At 72.7% G+C, this 17,786-nt stretch carries 16 protein-coding genes; 8 read left to right on the forward strand and 8 right to left on the reverse strand.

The features are described from left to right. Nucleotides 1-162: 162 nt before the first annotated feature. The 8 genes from EFE23_RS03900 to EFE23_RS03935 all read right to left on the reverse strand — a co-directional run bounded on the left by EFE23_RS03900 (nucleotide 163) and on the right by EFE23_RS03935 (nucleotide 4,508). On the reverse strand, nucleotides 163-477 hold the full coding sequence (locus EFE23_RS03900) for a hypothetical protein (protein ID WP_199736908.1): 315 nt from the start codon (nucleotides 475-477) through the stop codon (nucleotides 163-165). After that, nucleotides 474-866 carry a hypothetical protein gene (locus EFE23_RS03905; protein WP_091331463.1) on the reverse strand — a complete coding sequence of 131 codons (393 nt, stop codon included), beginning with the start codon at nucleotides 864-866 and terminating at the stop codon, nucleotides 474-476. The genes EFE23_RS03900 and EFE23_RS03905 overlap by 4 nt, the downstream gene beginning before the upstream one ends. Before the next feature lie 10 nt (nucleotides 867-876). Further along, nucleotides 877-1,731 carry a peptidoglycan recognition protein family protein gene (locus tag EFE23_RS03910; protein ID WP_123239487.1) on the reverse strand — a complete coding sequence of 285 codons (855 nt, stop codon included), beginning with the start codon at nucleotides 1,729-1,731 and terminating at the stop codon, nucleotides 877-879. 283 nt (nucleotides 1,732-2,014) lie between these two features. Then, complete coding sequence (locus tag EFE23_RS03915; protein ID WP_123239488.1) at nucleotides 2,015-2,341, reverse strand: hypothetical protein; 327 nt, start codon at nucleotides 2,339-2,341, stop codon at nucleotides 2,015-2,017. A 23-nt stretch (nucleotides 2,342-2,364) separates the two neighbouring features. Next, entirely contained in the window at nucleotides 2,365-2,769 is a 405-nt protein-coding gene (locus tag EFE23_RS03920; RefSeq protein WP_123239489.1) for a hypothetical protein, read from the reverse strand. Continuing rightward, complete coding sequence (locus EFE23_RS03925; RefSeq protein WP_123239490.1) at nucleotides 2,766-3,191, reverse strand: hypothetical protein; 426 nt, start codon at nucleotides 3,189-3,191, stop codon at nucleotides 2,766-2,768. The genes EFE23_RS03920 and EFE23_RS03925 overlap by 4 nt, the downstream gene beginning before the upstream one ends. A gap of 226 nt (nucleotides 3,192-3,417) precedes the next feature. Further along, a complete protein-coding gene (locus EFE23_RS03930; RefSeq protein ID WP_091331470.1) occupies nucleotides 3,418-3,624 on the reverse strand; it encodes a DUF397 domain-containing protein in 207 nt (68 codons plus the stop codon). 14 nt (nucleotides 3,625-3,638) lie between these two features. Beyond that, nucleotides 3,639-4,508, reverse strand: a complete 870-nt coding sequence (locus EFE23_RS03935; RefSeq protein ID WP_148058410.1) for a helix-turn-helix domain-containing protein — start codon at nucleotides 4,506-4,508, stop codon at nucleotides 3,639-3,641. 279 nt (nucleotides 4,509-4,787) lie between these two features. On the opposite strand from EFE23_RS03935, the gene EFE23_RS03940 reads away from it, so the two are divergent. The 8 genes from EFE23_RS03940 to EFE23_RS03980 all read left to right on the forward strand — a co-directional run bounded on the left by EFE23_RS03940 (nucleotide 4,788) and on the right by EFE23_RS03980 (nucleotide 17,556). Beyond that, nucleotides 4,788-7,520, forward strand: a complete 2,733-nt coding sequence (locus tag EFE23_RS03940; protein WP_123239492.1) for a phage tail protein — start codon at nucleotides 4,788-4,790, stop codon at nucleotides 7,518-7,520. Continuing rightward, nucleotides 7,521-11,300: a hypothetical protein gene (locus tag EFE23_RS03945; RefSeq protein WP_123239493.1), complete on the forward strand. Its 3,780-nt coding sequence runs from the start codon at nucleotides 7,521-7,523 to the stop codon at nucleotides 11,298-11,300. Then, nucleotides 11,278-12,360, forward strand: a complete 1,083-nt coding sequence (locus EFE23_RS03950; protein ID WP_233600848.1) for a hypothetical protein — start codon at nucleotides 11,278-11,280, stop codon at nucleotides 12,358-12,360. The genes EFE23_RS03945 and EFE23_RS03950 overlap by 23 nt, the downstream gene beginning before the upstream one ends. Next, nucleotides 12,357-13,274, forward strand: coding sequence for a glycine-rich domain-containing protein (locus EFE23_RS29255; RefSeq protein WP_123239495.1), 918 nt, complete (start codon nucleotides 12,357-12,359; stop codon nucleotides 13,272-13,274). Before EFE23_RS03950 ends, EFE23_RS29255 begins: the two co-directional genes overlap by 4 nt. A 202-nt stretch (nucleotides 13,275-13,476) precedes the next feature. Beyond that, a complete protein-coding gene (locus EFE23_RS03960) occupies nucleotides 13,477-14,403 on the forward strand; it encodes a CpaE-like family protein (protein WP_123239496.1) in 927 nt (308 codons plus the stop codon). A 62-nt stretch (nucleotides 14,404-14,465) separates the two neighbouring features. After that, nucleotides 14,466-14,768 carry a hypothetical protein gene (locus EFE23_RS03965; protein WP_123239497.1) on the forward strand — a complete coding sequence of 101 codons (303 nt, stop codon included), beginning with the start codon at nucleotides 14,466-14,468 and terminating at the stop codon, nucleotides 14,766-14,768. 1,166 nt (nucleotides 14,769-15,934) lie between these two features. Then, complete coding sequence (locus EFE23_RS03975; RefSeq protein WP_123239499.1) at nucleotides 15,935-17,023, forward strand: AAA family ATPase; 1,089 nt, start codon at nucleotides 15,935-15,937, stop codon at nucleotides 17,021-17,023. After that, nucleotides 17,020-17,556, forward strand: coding sequence for a hypothetical protein (locus tag EFE23_RS03980; protein WP_123239500.1), 537 nt, complete (start codon nucleotides 17,020-17,022; stop codon nucleotides 17,554-17,556). Before EFE23_RS03975 ends, EFE23_RS03980 begins: the two co-directional genes overlap by 4 nt. Nucleotides 17,557-17,786: the final 230 nt, after the last annotated feature.

A 17,786-nucleotide genomic window follows, 5' to 3' on the forward strand; every position in this document is an offset into this window, starting at 1 on the left:
CACCGAGCCGGAATAAGACGCGAACACGAAGGGAGGCCGGCAGGCCACACAGCCACCGGCCTCCCAAACCAGGCACACCGACCAGCGCAACGATCCAGGCCGAACAACCTGCTGAGCACTCTGGTCGATCAGCGGACACACCGCCGCCGACATCTGCGGCATTTAGCTGCGGAAGCCGTCGCCCCGGAACAGGGTGCTGCCGGGCTCACGCCGGGGCATCGGCGGCGGCACCTCGCCATCCGGCGCCGCCGCCAGGAACGGCAGGTACCTGCGGAGGAAGTCGTCGACGCCGGGGATCGCGAGGACGCGGGTCACCGCGGCGGCGACGGCGAGGGCCTGGGCGACGAGAGGCGCGGCCTCGATGCCGGCGGCGACGGCGATGGTCGGCAGCAGCGACAGCAGTGCGACGACAGCTGCGAAGATCGTGCGGGCGACGGCCCGCCACGGGTAGCGGGTCTGCGTGGTGCTGGCGGTCACGGGAGCTTCCCTCCTAGTTGCTGGATGAGGGCCTTGAGCTGGACGTTCTCGATGAGGAGCTTGTCCCGCTCGGCGGCCAGTGTTTGCCGAGCGGCCAGCTCGGCGCGGAGCTGCGCGACCTCGGCCTTAGTGATGGCCAGCTCCTCGTGGAGCTGGTGAATGGTCAGGTTGGCCGCCGCCATCTGCGTCTCGGCGAGGCTGAGCTTCGTCTCGGCCCCGGAGAGCTGGGCGTCCATGCGGCCGAGCAGCCGCTCGGCGATCTGCGTCTCGTAGTCGGCGAGGCTGGTGCGCTCCTTGCGCCGCCCGAGGATCGCCGTGAGCACGCGGTCGACGACGGCGCCCGCGATCGACCCGCCGCCGACGAGCGCGGCGATGAGCACGGGCTCCATCGTCGCCGCCTCAGGTGACCGGGTTCTTGAAGGCGGCGTCCCAGGTGGCGACGGCGATCAGCCCGTCGACGCGCAGCCGCTGGTCGCGCTGGAACGCTTCGGCGAGGGCCTTGTACTCGGGGCCGTAGATGCCGTCGTTGCCGGCGCCGCCGAGCCACGTCTTGCCCTTGCCGATCGACCAGCCTCGGCGGTCGAGCTGGGTGGCCCACTCGCGCAGCCACGCCCGGTCGGTGCGGCCCTTGAAGTAGCGCTCGTACTTGCCGGAGACGCTGTAGTCGGGGCCGGACGCCGGGCCGAAGTACCAGCTGGCGGGCAACGGGAAGGCGATCGGCGTGCCGGGCGCGGGCTTCCCGGCGGCCGGCGGCTTGGCCGGCGCGGGCGTGGATCCGCCGACGATGGGCAGGCCGGCGTGCAGCCAGGCGTAGATCTCGTCGCCGGGGCAGGAGGTGTTCCCGCGGTCGCGGTGGCCGAGCAGTTGGAGCCGCTTGCCCTTGCGGTCGTTGGCTTGCTCGTAGAGCCATTTGAAGGCGCGGCGGGCGGCGTCGGAGACGTCCTGGCGGCCGGGCTGGTCCTTGCCGATGATGCAGACGCCGATGGCCTCGGTGTTGTGGCCGGAGCAGTGGGCGCCGAGCGTCGTCCACCCGCGGCCCTCGTAGATGACGCCGCTGATGGAGTTGATGAGGAAGTTGTAGCCGATGTCCGCCCAGCCCTTGACCCGCATGTGGTAGTCCTGGATCTGGCGCGGGGTTTGCGTCGCCGTCGCGGCGGAGTAGTGGCCCATGAAGACGGTCCGCTTCGACCAGGGCACGGTCGAGCGGGACTCGGGTGGGCGGGCGCCCCATTCGGCGCGGCTGATGATGTCCACTGGTTGTCCTCCCGGCAGCAGTGATCGTCTGTCGGGGGACAGCGGCTCTACGGTAGCGGCCCGGGGTGACTGGCGCGGGTCGGCTGGGAGGTGGGCGGGCGCGCCGGTTGCTGTCCTGGGACGGCGCGCCCGCCCGGGTGAGCGGATCCGGGCTGCCGCCGCACCAGTTGGAGGACAGCCGGTCCGCTCGCCGCGCGACGAGCACGGGGGGAACCGCGTCGCGCGGTGGTTCAGGCCCGCCGGTCACCGCGTGGACTGCGCGGGTGCGGTGACCGGCGGGGGTCTACATGCGCCAGGTGTAGGTGACGTCGGCCTCGGTGGGGCCGATGACGACCTTGGCGAGCAGCATCTCCAGCACGGACTGGCGGTAGGCGAGCTGGACGTCGGTGAGGGTGGCTCGTCGTTCGGCGGCGCTCCAGGTCTTCGACTCGATGGCGGCGGCGTCGATGAGCTGCTTGTGGCAGCCGAGCCCGCACTTGTAGTTGCGCTGCGGGGCGTGGGTCTGCTGCTCCTCGTCGAACTCGGTGGTGTTGACGGGCACGAGGCGCAGGTCGCAGCGCCAGCAGTGGAGCAGCAGGCGCAGCAGGTACGGGTCGGCGCTGGCGGCCATGCGGGACCGCGGCGTCGGTGGCCTCACCACGGTCCGTGCGCCGGGGGGCGGCGGTATTCACCCCCCGCCTGCCCCCCGGCCAGTGCCGGCCGGGCCACGCCGGGTGCTGACGCGACGCCCGTCGGGTTTGCCGGCCACTGCGCCGCCCCGGCACCCCCTGCGGGGACGGCGGACGGAACGGGCCGCTCGTGCCACGGTTTCGGCGCGGCGTCGGCGGCCGTGACCGACGACGGCTCGACCCCTGCCGCCTCGATCACCCGGGATGCGTTGGAGCGGCACCGGCAGCCGAGCTGCCCGCAGGAGCAGACACCGTTCGGTCCGGGCCGGTGGCGCAGGTAGCTGTCGACGGCGGCGCGGTAGAGCACGCTGCCGGGCAGGGTAGTGATGACGTCGGCGCGCATCCGGGTCGCGGTGCGGAGGCGGCTCACCGGCGGCCTCCCTTGCCGCGGAGCCGCTGGGCGGGGGTGGTGAGCAGCCCGGTGTCCGGCCAGATGATCTCGGTCGGCGCGTTCCAGTCGGGCTGGTCGGTGTTGCGCGGAGGGGCCGGGGTTGCCGGGTCCGCCGGCCCCTCCGGGTTCAGGGCACCGTTGGCCCACTGTACGGCGGTGCAGGGGAACGGCGAGCTGCACCAGGTGCAGCGGCGGTGGACCTTGACCTTGGGCGGCCAGGCCCGCACCTCGATCTGCGACGAGCCGGGCAGATGGATGGCGAGGACGTAGCCGGCGAAGGCTTCGCGGTGGTCCCGGCCGGTGAAGACGATGTAGCCCTCGTGGGGGACGAGCTCGCCCGGCGGCGGCGGTGGGACGTCGCCGGCAACCAGCGTGGACGGTGGTGGTGCCGCGTGTGGCATGTGTCCTGACTGGACCATGAGCTGCCCCCAGGGGTGCGGTTCTCGATGGTGGTCGGTTGCCGCACAGTGCCGTTCCGGCACCGTGCTGTTTAGCACGGTGCCAGCATGGCACGGAGCCGGTCTATGTCACAAGGGGAACCCGGAAGTTGACTCGGCGTGTCGGTCGTGGACGTGGCGAGGGGCCGGCACCGTGCGGTGCCGGCCCCTCTCTGGGTGCTGCGGTCGGTCAGGCCAGGTCGAACTGGCCGTTCCTCGCGCCGGCGATGAACGCGGTCCAGCCGGCGCTGTTGAAGGTCAGGACGGGGCCAGAGCGGTCCTTGCTGTCGCGGACCAGCATGGTGCTGCCGTCAACGGCGTCGGACACCTCGACGCAGTTCTGGCCTCCATCGGACTTGGTGGACTTCCGCCAGGGGCGGAAGGCGAGATCACTCATGGTGACTCCCTGGGTCAGGCGTCGGCGGCCACCAGGTCGGCCGCCTTCTGGATGAGGTCCGCGCTGGCCTCGGGGGACAGCGCGGCGTCACGCAGCTGGTCGAACAGCCGCGCGTACCGCTGCGCCTCCTGGGCCTCGGTGACCAGCAGGTCGGTCGTCACGGTGTCGACGGCGACCAGCGTCAGGTCCTCGGGGTCCGGGTAGGCGTACAGAGAGAACGGCGAGCGTGGGACGTACCCGCGTCCCAGCCGGGCGTCAACCGGCAGTATGCGGACGCTGACGTTCTCCCTGGTCGTGGCCAGATCGAGCAGGTGGTGCAGCTGCTCCCGCATGACGGCGGGCGGCACGGGCAGCCGCTCGATCGCCTGCGGTTCCAGCACGACGTCGTACTCCGACCCGTCGGGGCCGGAAACCTGGAGCTGCCGGCGCATCCGGCCGGCGACGGTGCCGCTGAGGTCGAAGTCGGCTCCGTCGTCGAGCGCGACCTGGCCCCGGTGGCGGGCGTACGCCTCGGTCTGGAGCAGGCCGGGCAGCAGCGAGTTCTGGTACTCGCGGATCGCGCGGGCGCCGGCCTCGATGTCGGCGGTGCGGGCCTGCCGGTCGCCCATGGCGGCGTACTTGGCCTCGGTCCACCAGCCCTTGGCCAGGCCATCCCGGGCGACCCGCTGGAGCGCCCGGTAGCGGTCATCGCTTTCGGGCAGCAGCACGTCGAGGATCCGCAGGATCGTGTCGAGCGGCCGACGTTCGCCGTTCTCCACCTTCGACACCGCGGTGCGGTCCAGGCCGGCCTCGCGGCCGAGCACCGCGCCGGTCATGCCGGACGCCTCCCGCAGCTCGCGGATGGCGCGCCCGAGACGAAGACGTCGGGCAAGGGGGCTGATCACGTGTGCTGCACCTCCGGGCGTTGGCACCGTGCCAGGTTGGCACGCGGCCTGCCGTGAGGGTACGCGGCGACGGAAGCGGGCGGTATGCGTGAGGCTTTCGGCTGGCCTGGCGTGGTGGCTACGCTGTGCGGCAAGACTCGGCGCGCGGGACGGGTCGGGCTCGCTGGATGAGCGCCCGCGAAGGGCTCCGGTTGCGTCACCGGAGCCCTTCGTCTGTCCGCGTAGCTATCCGGTCGCAGTAGACGACTGCGACCGTCGAAACTGGCCTACGCTGGGTGCGTGGCGCTGGGGCGTGCGTACATCGAGATCATCGGCGACGTAAAGAAGTTCGCGCCGGACCTGAAACGCGGGCTGAAGTCGGCGCTGAAGATCGGCGCGCTGAGCGGGGTGGCCGTCCAAGCGACGGGCAGCCTGGTCACCCTGGCCGGTGCGCTGGCGCAGGTCAGCGGCGCGGCGTTCGCCGTACCCGCCGCGGCAGGTGTCTACGGTGCGGCGATGGGCGCGCTGAAGATCGCGACGGCGGGCTTCGGCGACGCGATGAGCGCGGTCGTCGAGGGTGACGCGAAGGCGTTCGAGAAGGCGCTGGAGAACCTGTCGCCGCAGGCGCAGAAGCTGGCCCGCGAGTTCAAGGCGGTGGGTCCGGCGATCGAGGGCCTCCGCACGGCGACGCAGGACGCGTTCGCCGCGCCGATGGTCGGGCAGATCCAGGCAACCGCCTCGGTGCTGGCGGGGCCGCTGCGCACCGGCCTGGCCGGCGTCGCCGCCGAGTACGGCAACGTGGCGCGGCGGGCGCTGGAGTTCGCCCGGGAGGGCGCCACCGTGTCGGTGCTGCGCGGGGTGCTGATGAGCGCGCGGGAGGCGGTGGCGAACCTCGGCGTGGCGGTCGGGCCGGTGCTGGCCGGGTTCCGCGACCTGGCCGTGGTGGGCCTCCCTACGGTGAGCCAGCTGTCCACCGTGGCCGGCGGGCTAGGCGCGAAGTTCGGCGCGTGGCTCTCGGCGATGGCGCAGAGCGGCGCGGCCACGGCGGCGATCGAGACGGCGCTGGGCGTCCTGCGGCAGCTCGGGCAGATCGCGACGAACGTCGGTGCGATCCTCAGCTCGGTCTTCCAGGCGGCCAGTGCGTCGGCCGGCGGCGGGCTGCTCGGGACGCTGACGACGCTGACCGGCACGCTGCGGGAGTTCTTCGCGTCGGCGGAGGGTAGCGCGGCGCTGACCGGGATCTTCGAGACGCTGGGCGCACTCGCGTCGGGCTTGAAGCCGGTCATCGGGGGGCTGCTCAGCGCCATCGGGCAGACGCTGGTGCCGGCGCTCATGCCGATCGCGCAGGCGCTGATCCCGGGGTTGCAGGCCCTCGTCCCGGCGCTGGCCCCAATCGGTCAGGTGATCGCGTCGATAGCCCTGGCCATCGCCCCACTCCTGCCGGTCGTCGGCCAGCTCATCGCGATGCTGGTCGGGCCGCTGGCGCAGGCGCTTGGCGCGCTGGGCCCGCTGCTCGGCCCGATCGTGTCCGCGCTCGGGCCGGTACTGCTCCAGATCGGTCAGACGCTCACCGCGGTCCTCGCCCCGATCGCCGGGCTCCTCGCCGACCTGTTCACGCAGCTGGGGCCGCCGCTCGGCCAGATCGTCGCCGCCCTGGGCACCGCCCTCGCCCCGGTCCTCACGGCGGTCGGGCCGCTGATCGGGACGCTGGTGCAGGCGCTGATGCCGCTGATCCCGACGATCGTGTCGCTGCTGCCGCCGCTGGTCGACATCGTGGTGGCGTTGACGCCGCTGATCGAGCTGGTGGCGCAGCTCGCCGGCGTAGCGGTCGCGCTGGCGGCGCCGCTCATCAAGGTGGCGGCGCTGCTGTTGCAGCTTCTCGCCGCGCAGGCCGTCGCCCCGCTGGTCGAGGCGATCGCCAACGGGCTGACGTGGCTGCTGTCGCCGCTGACGGGCGTGGCCGAGTGGCTGGGCAAGGTCGCCGCCTGGCTGAACGGCATCGACTGGGCCGGCGTCGGGTCTGCGATCGGCGGCGCGTTCTCGTCGGCGTGGGACGCGGTGGTCGGGTTCTTCCAGTCGCTCGGGCAGTGGTTCGCGGAGCTGCCGGGGAAGATCGGCTCGTTCCTGGCGAGCCTGCCGGGGATGCTGTGGAACCTGTTCACGTCGGCGCTGGGCCTGGCTCTGCAGGCGGTCGGCGTCGGGATCGGCCTGCTGATCTTCTCGGTGACGCAGCTGCCCGGGATGATCCTGCGCGGCATCCAGGTGCTGCCGGGCCTGCTGGCGGGGTTCTTCACCCGGCTGTGGGCGAGCGCGAAGGCGCTGACGACCGCTGGCATCAGCGCGGTGGTGTCGTTCGTGACGGCGCTGCCGGGCCGGATCATGTCGGGGCTGTCGCGGCTGCCGGGGATCATGGCCAGCGCCCTGTCGTCGGCGTGGAACGCGGCGAAGAGCGCGGCGTCGAGCGGCGCGAGTTCCCTGGTGTCGTTCATCAGCAGCGTGCCGTCGCGGCTCGCGGGCCTGGCCGGGAAGTTCCTGTCGGCGGGCCGGAGCCTCATCAGCGGGTTCATGAACGGGCTGAAGAGCGTCGGCGGGTTCATTGGCGACGTGGCCGGGTCGATCACGTCGGCGATCAAGGGGTTCATCAACAAGGTCATCGGCAAGATCAACTCGGGTATCGCGTCGATCGACGCGAAGCTCCCCGGAGGGCTGCCCCGGATCCCGATGCTGGCCAACGGCGCGATCCTGCGGCGGCCGACGCTGTTCGTCGGCGGTGAGGCCGGCGACGAGGTGGTGGTGCCGCTGACCCGGCCGCGCCGGGCGCGGGAGCTGGCCGAGCAGTCCGGGCTGATGCGGCTGCTCGGCGAGGGCGGCGGCGGCGCGTCCGTGGTGTTCGGGCGCGACGCGATCCGCGTGACCTTCGAGGGTGTCCTGCCGACCCGGCAGGAGGCGCTGGACACCGGCCGCGCGGTCGGCGAAGGCGTGCTGGAGACGTTGGCCCGCAGGGACGTGGCCACGACCGTGAGGACGATCTGAGTGGGCGAGTACAACCCTGACCGGCCCTACGTGATGGGCATGCAGTGGGCGCCGCTGGTGGCCGACACGGTGCTGCTCGACACGGGCAGCGAGGTGGGCTACACGTTCCGGGCCCAGGCCAGCCACGCCGCCGGAACCGGGCTGCGGCGGGTGCGGCTGCACGTTGCGTCGCCGCCGCCGGGCCTGCCGAACCGCAAGGAGATGCTGGTCAACCTGTACCCAGCGGGCCAGGTCGCCGGCACCGGGCCGGTCCGCAAGCTGACCATCCCGGTGCGGGACGGCGCGCTGGTCACCGGCGCGGCCCTGGCCGGCGGGTCGGCGACGCCGCCGGACGCGGTGAGCAACCCGTCCGACCCGCGGCACATCACGCTGACCGGGCCGAACGCGGCAGCCCGGTTCTGGTTCGACACGAACTCGTCGCTGACCCATGCGAAGCTGGACGGCCGGCGGATCCTCGACGTGTCGGTGCTGTACGTCATCAGCGGGCCGTTCGCCGACCTGGCCCCGGCGGTGACCCTCGGCCTCGAGCGCCCGTCGGCCGGGGTGAACTGGCTGATGGACGAGACGCTGAACGGGCCGGCCGTCCACAACGGGGTGACGGCGGTCGGCCGGTCGCGCCTCGGCGAGCTGAACCCGTGGTGGAACACGGCGGCGGCGCCGACGACGGAGAAGGGCCGGGTGCCGTGGCGGGCGCGGAACCTCGTCAGCACCGGCAACCCGCCGGCAGGCCTGTCGGCGCTGTCGGCGTCGGGCGGGACGAACATCAACGTGCGGCTCCAGGTCGCCGCCAACGCGGCGGCCACCGCGGTGTTCCAGGTGCACTACCTGGCGCTGGAGGTGTCGTACGGGGAGGAAAACCGGGTCGGCGGCGGCGGCCTCAACCTGTCCGAGGGGGCCAGCTACATCGGCGGCTACTACTACGAGGTGCCGATCTGGGACGCGGTGAACTTCTCCGGCACGGTGGACCTCACCGCCGGGCGGGAGTACGCGGTGACCGTCGGGCAGGCGTACGCGGGGCAGCTGTCGGTGGCGTCGCCGGTGCCGGTGAAGGCGGACCGGCTCGGGCCGGTCGAGCCGTACCCGGCGCACCGCGGGGTGCTGCTGCGCAAGACGCTGCGGGCCGGGCAGACGCCGACCCTGGAGACGGTCGACGAGCTGCCGTCGGTGGTGCTTTTCACCGGGATCAGCGCGCCAGGCAACCCGGACCTCAGCTCGCACAGCTACGTGACGCAGGCCGTGGCCACGGTGTCGGAGCTGACCCCGGCGGGCTGGACGATGCAGCAGCTCGTCGAGGACGTGGCGGCGGATTGGGTGTGGGCGCGGTTCTACGCCCGGCACCTGCCGGGCACCCGGGCCCCACTGGAGCTGGCCCAGGTGTCCGAGCTGGACACGACGAGGCGGCTGGGCCCGGTCGCGCGGGTCACGGTGGAGGAGTTCGACGCGCTGCCGGAGATCGCGGACGGCTGGCGTGAGGTGACGGTGCGCCTCGACACGCCGTACCTGTCCGACGGGGTGGGCGAGACGACGTACTGGACGTTCACCAGCAGCGCGGGCGGGCAGTCGCCGTGGCAGGTCCTCGGCGTCGACGCGAACCCGTGGAGCACCCAGCCGGCCGGGTGGGAGGCGGACCCCGGGTACGGCGGCCGCACGGCGTGGGCGGTGGTGGACGGGCAGTCCGACGAGTCGGCGGACCTGACGCTGATGTTCGCGCAGGAGATGGACGCCGTCCTGGGCCTCGACGTCGAGCCGGCGGTGCAGCCGCTGACCGTCGTCGACGACCAGTGCGACTGGCCGGCGAGCAGGATCCCGACCGGCATCCGCTACCACCGGCTGTCGTGGCTGGCGGTCAACTCGTCGGTGGTGGCCGGCTGGAGCTGCTACGAGGTGCAGCGCCAGGACGACACGATGGCCGCCGACGAGTGGGAGACCATCGCGAAGGTGGTCGAGCCGTCCGTGACGGCGGTCGACGACTACGAGGCGCGGGTGGGCGTCGAGTCGCGGTACCGGATCAGGATGGTGCACCGCCTCGGGATCGCCGGGCCGTGGTCGCCTCCGGTGGCGGCGACGATCGCCGCGCCGGGCGTGGAGGGCCGCAACGTCGACACCGGGGTGCTGATCCTGACCAGCAACCACAACCCGGCCGCGAACCTGGCGTACGTGGAGAACTTCGACCGGTCGTCGGTGGAGGACTTCACGTTCCCCGAGGCGGAGCAGGTCGAGCTGCAGGAGATGTTCGACCGGGACTTCCGGACGGCGTTCCGGCCGCTGGAGCGCGGCGGCGTCGAGTTCACCCGGACGGTGCTGGTCAACCAGGCGGCGGTGCCGCCGGCCACGATGGACCGCGGCTTCACCGACCTCCGGGACCTGGCGTGGGACACGGTGCCGTACGTGTGCGTGCGCGACGAGCTACGCAACCGGTGGCTGTCGACGCTGCTGGTGCCGTCGGCGTCGGTGAAGCGCCGCAAGGCGGGGCAGCTCCAGCTGGCGCAGGTGCAGGTGGTGGAGGTGACGGCGACGCCGGCCCCGCTGGACGGCGGCCCGGCCGCGTGTGAGGGCCTGCGGCCGGAGGGCCAGGTGCCAGCGGTGACGGCGGGCACGCCGGTGCCTGCGGCCGGCCTCGCCCCCGGCGTGTTCGAGGACCTGTTCAACCGGAACGTGTCGGGCGGCCTGGGCAACGGCTGGACGATCGCCGAGGGCGCGGCGGTGGACTACTCGGTGGCCGCCGAGGCGGCGACGATCAACCTGGCCGGCGGCGGCTCCCGCACGGCGGTGGTTGGCGCGGGCTGGGAGGACGTCGACGTCCAGGCGCGGTTCCAGTTCAGCGCGGTGGCGACGGGCCAGCCGATCAACGCGTACCTGGTCGGCCGGTACCAGGCCCTCGGCACGCACTACCGGGCGCGGCTGGCCGCGCAGACCGACGGCAAGCTGGGCGTGGCGATCGAGCGGGTCGTGAACGGCGTGCTGGGCAATGTCACGGCGCTGGCGACGGTGCGGGCCACCAACGGCGTCGACCTACTCGGCTACCAGGCGGGGCCGTGGTACTGGATGCGGTTGCAGGTCCGCGACGGGGCGGTCCGGGTGGCGGTGTGGCCGGACGGTCAGCGCATGGCCCGGTGGGAGCAGTCGGCGAAGGACACCACCATCGCCGGCGCCGGGCAGATCGGTGTGCGGGGCGTGCTGACTGCCGGCAACACGAACGCGGCCCCGACGGTCAAGGTCGCCGAGCTGACGGTGTGGCAGCCGGCGACGAACGACCTGGACGTGCGGGTGGAGCTGCGGCCGACCGGGGACGAGTGGACGGCGGAGCTGTCGCGCACCGACGACAACGGCGGCACGACCGGCTGGAAGCTGACCGCCGACCCGGTGCAGACCTGCCTCAACCTGTGGGGCGGCGCCGGGTTCACCGCCTGCCACGGGCTCGCGCCGAGCACGCGGGCGCTGGTGGTGACCCGGCAGCGGCGGTGGCTGCGGGTGACGTACCGCAACGACGTGTTCGGGCAGGGCACCGCGGACTACTGGTCGTCGGAGGACGGGCTGAACTGGACGCAGGAGTCGATGGTGCAGGCGCCGCCGGAGCCGCCGACCGTCGACCCCGGCCAGCTGGCGCTGGTGCTGACCGGCGACGTGACCGTGGCGCGGGCCGAGGTGCGCCAGGGCGTCGACGGGCCGGTGCTGGCCGCCCCCGACTTCGAGAGCCAGGCGGCCGGCACGACGCGGTTCGCCGACGCGCAGGGCAACACGTGGGAGGTGGATGGTCGTGGCATCTGCGCCCCCGCCTGACCTGCTCGACCTGCCCGCGTGGCGGGGGCAGCGGTCGGCGTCGTTCCGGTTCGACCTGATCGACGGGCGGACCGGCGTGCGGCGGGGTGAGCTCACGCCGCTGCGGGACAGCTCGCCGAGCCTGAGCCACGACAGCACGTCGACGATCCCCCGGCGGCTGTCCGGGGTGACCCTCGGCGTGGACGACGCGAAGCGGATCAACCAGCTGACCGACCGGATCGCGCCCCGCATGGTGCTGGGCGACGGCAGCGAGTACCGGCTGGGCCGCTACCTGGTGTCGGACTCGTCGGACCTTGTGACCAGCGCCGGGTCGACGGCACCGCTGACGCTGCTGGACGAGATGTTCGTGGTCGACCAGGAGCTGGACGTCGGCTTCGACGCGGGCGGGCAGCTCGTCGACCAGGTGGCCGCGCGGCTGGTCGACGGGCTGCCGATCGGGCCGCTGGTGGTCGACGCGACGGAGTTCACGTCGGTGGCGGCCTGGTCGCCGGGCACGTCGCGGGCGAACGCGCTGCGGGATCTGGCCGCGTCGGGCGGGTACCTCATGCCGTGGTTCGACCATCGGGGCTGGCTGCGGCTGCGGCGGGCGTTCGACCCTGCCGACGAGGCGGTGACGATCGACCTGGACGCCTCCCGGCGGGTGATCCGAGGGTCGATCTCGCGGGGCACGGACCTGCTGACCGCGCCGAACCGCTTCGTGGTGGTGTCGAACGATCCCGGCGAGGACGCGGAGCCGGTCGTCGGGGTGTACGACGTGCCGGCGTCGGCGCCGCACTCGATCGCGCAGCGCGGGTTCGTGCTGCCGAAGACGGTCGACGTGCAGGTGCGATCGCAGGCGCAGGCGACGGTGTACGCGCGGACGCTGGGGCTCCAGCAAACGGTGTACGAGGTGGTGGAGCTGAGCACCCCGGTGGACCCGCGGCACGACGCGTACGAGGTGGTGCGCTGGGACGGGGTGCAGTGGTTGGAGGTGGCCTGGGCGATGCCGCTGGCGCCGGGCGGGGAGATGCGGCACACGCTGCGGCGGGCGTACTCGGAGACGGAAGGCGGGGAGGCATGAGCGAGGGCGGGAGGCCGGGCCTGGCGGTGCCGGTGAAGGCGCTCGCCGAGGCGGTGCTGGAGAAGGCGGTCCGGCTCGGGCTGACGTGGCGGCTGCGGCCGGCGACGGTGACGAGCGTGGCCAGCGACGGGACAATCCGGGCGCTGCACGACGGCGACACCCAGGCGATCCGGGTGACGTCGATGATCGGCGCGGTGCCGGTGCGCTCCCGGGTGATGGTGATGAAGTCGCCGCCGGCCGGGAACCACATCGTCGGCCTGGTCGGCTCGCCGGGTACGGGCGCGCCGACGGGGCCGGTGCAGGCGTTCACGCAGAGCGGGACGTTCAAGGTGCCGGCCGGCGCGCGGTGGATCCGGGCGTACGGGGTCGGCGGCGGCGGTGGTGGCGGCGGGGTGACCGGCGTGTCCGGCGGCAACGGCGCGGCTGGTGGCGGCGGTGGCGGCGGCTACTGCGAGAGCGTGTGGTCGGCGGCCGAGCTGCCCGCCGAGGTGCAGGTGACGGTCGGCATCGGCGGCGCTGGCGGGGCGTTCGGGGCCGGCGGCACGGGCGGGGACACGAGCTTCGGGGGGCTGTGGACGGCTGGCGGCGGCGGCTCCGCCCCCGGGGTGAGCGCGATCGTCGGCGACCAGGCCGGCGGGCGCGGCAGTGGCGGCAGCGCGGTGGGCGGGAACGTGCTGAACTCGCCTGGCGAGTACGGCGACTACAACCGGACCCTCGACTCCCGGCACACGTTCCGGGGCAAGGGCGGCAACTCGCTGCTCGGGTTCGGGGCGAACTCGTCCGGGTCGGTCAGCGGTGACGCGCCGAGCGCCCTCGGCTGGGGTGGTGGCGGGGCCGGCGCGATCGGCCAGGCGACGTCGCGGCGTGGTGGCAGCGGCAAGGGCGGCCTGGTGATCGTGGAGGTCGTCTACTGACCGCCTGACTTGGCCTTGGAAACAGCGCAGCCCCGGATCGCGAAATCCGGGGCTGTGCTGCGTTCACGTGGAGACACCAGCATAGCGGCCCGCGTCGACGGCGAGCAAAGCGCCGCGCCGCCGTACATACAATATTGACGCATGGGCCCGATTTCGATACAATGTCTTTGTACGTATCGCCGCCCCTATCAGGAGGTTTGGAGTGGGCAAGGCATTGGTCGTGGCCTGGGGTCACGAGTTCGTGGACGAAGTGGTGGACGCCCTCGGCGACGCCGAAGTGGACGTCGTGGTCGGCAAGCCGACCGTCGCGCAGTGGCGCAGAGCGCCGCTGGTGCTGATCGACGCCCGCGTGCTGACGCTGGCGGCCGGGATGCCGGCGCACCCGCGGATGGTGGTCGTCGCTCCGGAGAAGCTGGACGGTGACCGGCTGGTCGCCGCCGCCCGCGGCTGGCAGGCCGAGTACCCGGACGTGCCGGTGTACCACCTGCCGACCGGCGCGCAGGCCGTCCGGCAGTTGGTCGCCGAGGCGGCCAACGGCCAGGCGGCCGAGGTGCGGATCGGCGTGGTCGGCGGCCACGGTGGCGCCGGGGCGACGACCCTGGCGGTGGCGCTGGGGCTGGTCGCGGCCGAGGAGGGGCGGCGCACGCTGCTCGTCGACGCGGCCGGGCGTGCCGGCGTGGACGACCGGCTGGGCACGCCGGCCGACGAGCTGCGCGTGGTCGACGAGTCGTTCCAGCCGCTGCGGGCGGTCGAGCGGCACGCCGCCGAGGTGAAGGTGGTCGACCTGGACCGGGCGCTGGACGCCGGCCAGGTCGAGGTCGCCCGGCAGTGCGACATGGTGCTGCTGGTCGCCAACGCGGGGCGCAACCCGATGGCCAGCCGGCGGGTCGCCGCGAAGCTGTCCGAGCAGGGCGTGCGGTGGGCGCTGGTGCCGACGTGGATGCACGACACGGTGGCGCAGGAGATCGCCCGGGAGTTCGCGGTGCGGCTGCTGGACGAGGTGCCGCTGGAGCCGCCGTCGATCTTCTCGGACGGGCGGGTGCACCTGCTGGACCGCTGCCCTCTCCTCGACCTGGCGCGGGACCTGCTGCGCAGCGCGCCGTACGCCGCCGCCCGGGTGGCGGCCTGACCATCCCCGGCGGTGCCGTACATTGACGTTGTACGGAAACCGGCCGTGGGAGGAGAGGAACAGTGAAGGTGAACCAGGCGAAGTTGAAGGCGGTCACACGGCGGATCGCGGCCGACCTGATGACGCCGGGCCCGGTGGAGATCCCCTCGATGGTGGGGCTCAAGGAGCTGGTTCGCATGTTCGGCGTGAAGGACAACACGCCGTACCAGTGGCGGTCCAAGGGCCAGCTGCCCAAGGAGGACGGCGAGGTCAGCAACAACCCACAGTGGAAGCTCATGACAATCTACGCCTGGGCCGAGAAGACCAACCGGAAGATCGTGTGGGACCCGTGGGACGTCCTCGAAGCCGACGGCGAGGCGGCGTAGAGATGAGCAGCGCCGATCCCATTGCGGCCCTACACATCCGGTGTAGGGTGCCGGAAAACGCACCGACCCCGCCAGGCGGTCATCTGGCGGGGCCGAAGGTGAACCCGGAACGGAGAAGAACGGGTCGCAAGCGCATCGTACGCCAGTTCGGGCGACGGTGCGCTGGCGGCGCTGCACAGAGAGGCCGCCTGCATGGTGGACCGGTGGACGGTCGAGCGCGCGGTCAGGAGCAAGGAGTGCGACCTGGAGCCTCCTGGTCGGCACCTCGTCCTGACGCTGCTCACCTGGTGCGACCCCAAGACGGCGATGATCCCCGAGCGGTTCACGCCGAGCCTGACCGATCTCCAGCACGCGACGGGCATGGTCCGGTCGACGGTCACGAAGTGGCTCAACCGACTGGAGGGCAAGGGCGGGGAGGACGGCGAGGAGCGCCCGGAGCGCAAGTGGGTGTGGCGCGAGCGGCCGACGGTCGCGGACGCCCGGCGCAAGAAAGCGAAGACGTGCTATCGGCTGGACGTGCCGCCGGACCTTCTGCGCGTGCTCCTCGAGAAGGGGGTAGTTGGTCCGCGTGCCGGACCAGCCGCGCCCGAATCGCCCGGGTCTGGTAGTCCGGTGGACGGACCAGTGAAGGGCCAAGTTGGTCCGGCACGCGGACTAGAGCTAGTCCGCCAGACGGACCGAGTTAGTCCGCCACGCGGACTCAATACATACAGAGAACCAATGGAACCGGTTGGGGGCCGTACCGCGAGCGGTGTCGACCACCGGTACGTCGAGGGGCCGAACGGCGCATGTGCCCATCCCGGGTGCAGGAAGTCGGCTCCGCTGCACGGGCCCGCGCTGCGGGCCGTGCCCGAGAAGGGAAGGAGAGTGATCGGGGAGTGAGGGTGTACCTCGCGCCGGTCGACGTCGCGCAGTGCGCGACGTGCAGCGGCGTGCTCGTGGCCGCCGGAGACGACTGGCGGCACCGCGAGGGCACGGGTTGCACCGAGCTGGCCGAGCCGGTGATCTGCCGGTACCCGGACTGCGGCCTGCCGGCCGCTGTCGGGAGCGAGGCTTGCGCGGGCTGCGCGGGTGCTTTTTCGTCGGTCGTAGGTGTCGGGTCGCAGTGCTCGGCGGCGACCGTATAGAATCTATGTAGGACGTTCGTTCACGTGGAAAGGAACGACATGAGTTCGAGGTTCATGCCAGCCAGCCGGAAGCAGGCGAAGGCGCGGATCGCCCTCGCCGGGCCGAGCGGTGCCGGCAAGACCCTGACCGGGTTGAAGCTGCTCTACACGCTGACCGGCGCGCAGACCGTCGCCGACGGCATCGAGCGGATCGCGTTCGTCGACACCGAGCGGGACTCGGCGGACAAGTACGCGGTCAACCCGGAGCTGCCGGGCGTCGGCGACATGACGCCGGACGAGGCGGGCGGCTACGGGTTCTCGAAGATCAGCCCGGTGCGGTACGACCCGCGGCAGCTCGTGGAGCTGATCGACGAGGCGGCCCTGGCCGGGTTCACGGGCTTCATGCTCGACTCGGCGTCGCACTACTGGTTCGGGCCGGGCGGCATCCTGGAGCTGGTCGACCTGTTCGCCCGCAACCACGGCGGCCGGTCGATGGACGGCTGGAAGGACGTGCGCCCGATCGAGCGGGCGTACATCGAGGCGCTGATGAGCTTCCCCGGGCACGTCGTGGTGTGCCTGCGGTCGAAGCAGAAGTACGAGATCACCGAGGGCAGCGACGGCAAGAAGCAGGTGTCCAAGCTGGGCATGCAGCCCGACCAGCGCGACGGGCTGGAGTACGAGTTCGACCTGGTGGGCGACCTCGACCAGGACCACTACCTGCGGGTGACGAAGAGCCGGTGCGTGGCGCTGTCCAACCAGGTGATCCACAAGCCGGACGCGGAGCTGGGCCACCAGCTGCTCGACTGGCTGGACAACGGCGAACCGCCGAAGGACCTCGACTGGCCGAAGGTCCTGGCGGCATGCGCGTCGCGGGAGGACCTGTCCGTGCTGTGGCAGCGGGCGCAGCGCCTCGGCAAGACGCAGAAGCTGCGGGACGCCTTCAACGCGCGGGGCGCGGAGATCGCCGCCGCGCGGCGAGCGGCCGAGGCCCCGGGCACCCAGCTCGACAACGCGCTGACCGAGGCGGCCGGCGCGCGCAGGTCCGACCCCGACGAGTCGGAGGAGGCTGGCGCGCAGCAGTCCCGCGACGCGGCGCGGATGGCGCGGGCCAACGGCCGGCAGCCCGAGACGGCGGGAGCGGCCCGGTGAGCGCCGTGCAGCAGCAGGCCATGCGGGCAGCGGTGTTGAAGGCCCTGATGGACGAGGTGCGCAAGGCGTACGACGCCGCGCGGGCCGACGCCGACAGCAGCCTGGTCGAGCTGAACGGCGAGCTGGGCGTGACGACGATCGAGGTCCGGCTGCCGGGCTACGGCGCGGCCGTGGCGCAGGTGACGCTGACCGAGCCGAAGACCGGCTTCGTGGTCGACGAGGGCAAGTTCGTCGACTGGTGCAGGTTGGAGCACCCGACCGAGGTGCAGACGACCGTCCCGGCGCCCGTCGACACCGTGCGGCCGGCGTTCCGCAAGGCGCTGCTAGGCCGGATGCGGGTCGAGCGGGACGGCACGGTGGTCGACGGCGAGACGGGCCGGGTCCTCGACTTCGTGGAGGTCGCGGAGCCGCCGCCGCCGTCGACGACGCTGACCTTCAAGAAGGGCGGCCGGGAGGAGGTGGCGGCAGCCTACCGGGACGGTCGGCTGGCGCTACCGGAGCTGCTGGCGCTGCCGGCGGCCGAGCAGGAGTGAGCGGGTGCGGGGCCGGGCGGAGGGCGACCTTCGCCCGGCCCCGCGCCACATCGGAGCCGGGGAGGTGGGCGGTGACGATCGACGCGCGGCTGGTCCGTGACAGCCTGGTCGACGTGGAGGCGTTCGCCGCCGCCGCCGAGGCCGGCCCGGTCGGGGTGTGCGACTCCTGCGGCGGGCTGCTCGACGGCTCGGTGCCGGAGGGCGGCGGCCTGGTGTGGCTGACGACCAGC

It is taken from the genome of Micromonospora solifontis, from assembly GCF_003725545.1.
Classification (GTDB): domain Bacteria; phylum Actinomycetota; class Actinomycetes; order Mycobacteriales; family Micromonosporaceae; genus Micromonospora; species Micromonospora solifontis.

Coding starts and splice junctions, on each gene's coding strand:
- EFE23_RS03915 (WP_123239488.1), bottom strand. CDS start 2,341: ATGGCCGCCAGCGCCGACCCGTACCTGCTGCGCCTGCTGCTCCACTGC.
- EFE23_RS03930 (WP_091331470.1), bottom strand. CDS start 3,624: ATGAGTGATCTCGCCTTCCGCCCCTGGCGGAAGTCCACCAAGTCCGAT.
- EFE23_RS29255 (WP_123239495.1), top strand. CDS start 12,357: ATGAGCGAGGGCGGGAGGCCGGGCCTGGCGGTGCCGGTGAAGGCGCTC.
- EFE23_RS03975 (WP_123239499.1), top strand. CDS start 15,935: ATGAGTTCGAGGTTCATGCCAGCCAGCCGGAAGCAGGCGAAGGCGCGG.
- EFE23_RS03925 (WP_123239490.1), bottom strand. CDS start 3,191: ATGCCACACGCGGCACCACCACCGTCCACGCTGGTTGCCGGCGACGTC.
- EFE23_RS03905 (WP_091331463.1), bottom strand. CDS start 866: ATGGAGCCCGTGCTCATCGCCGCGCTCGTCGGCGGCGGGTCGATCGCG.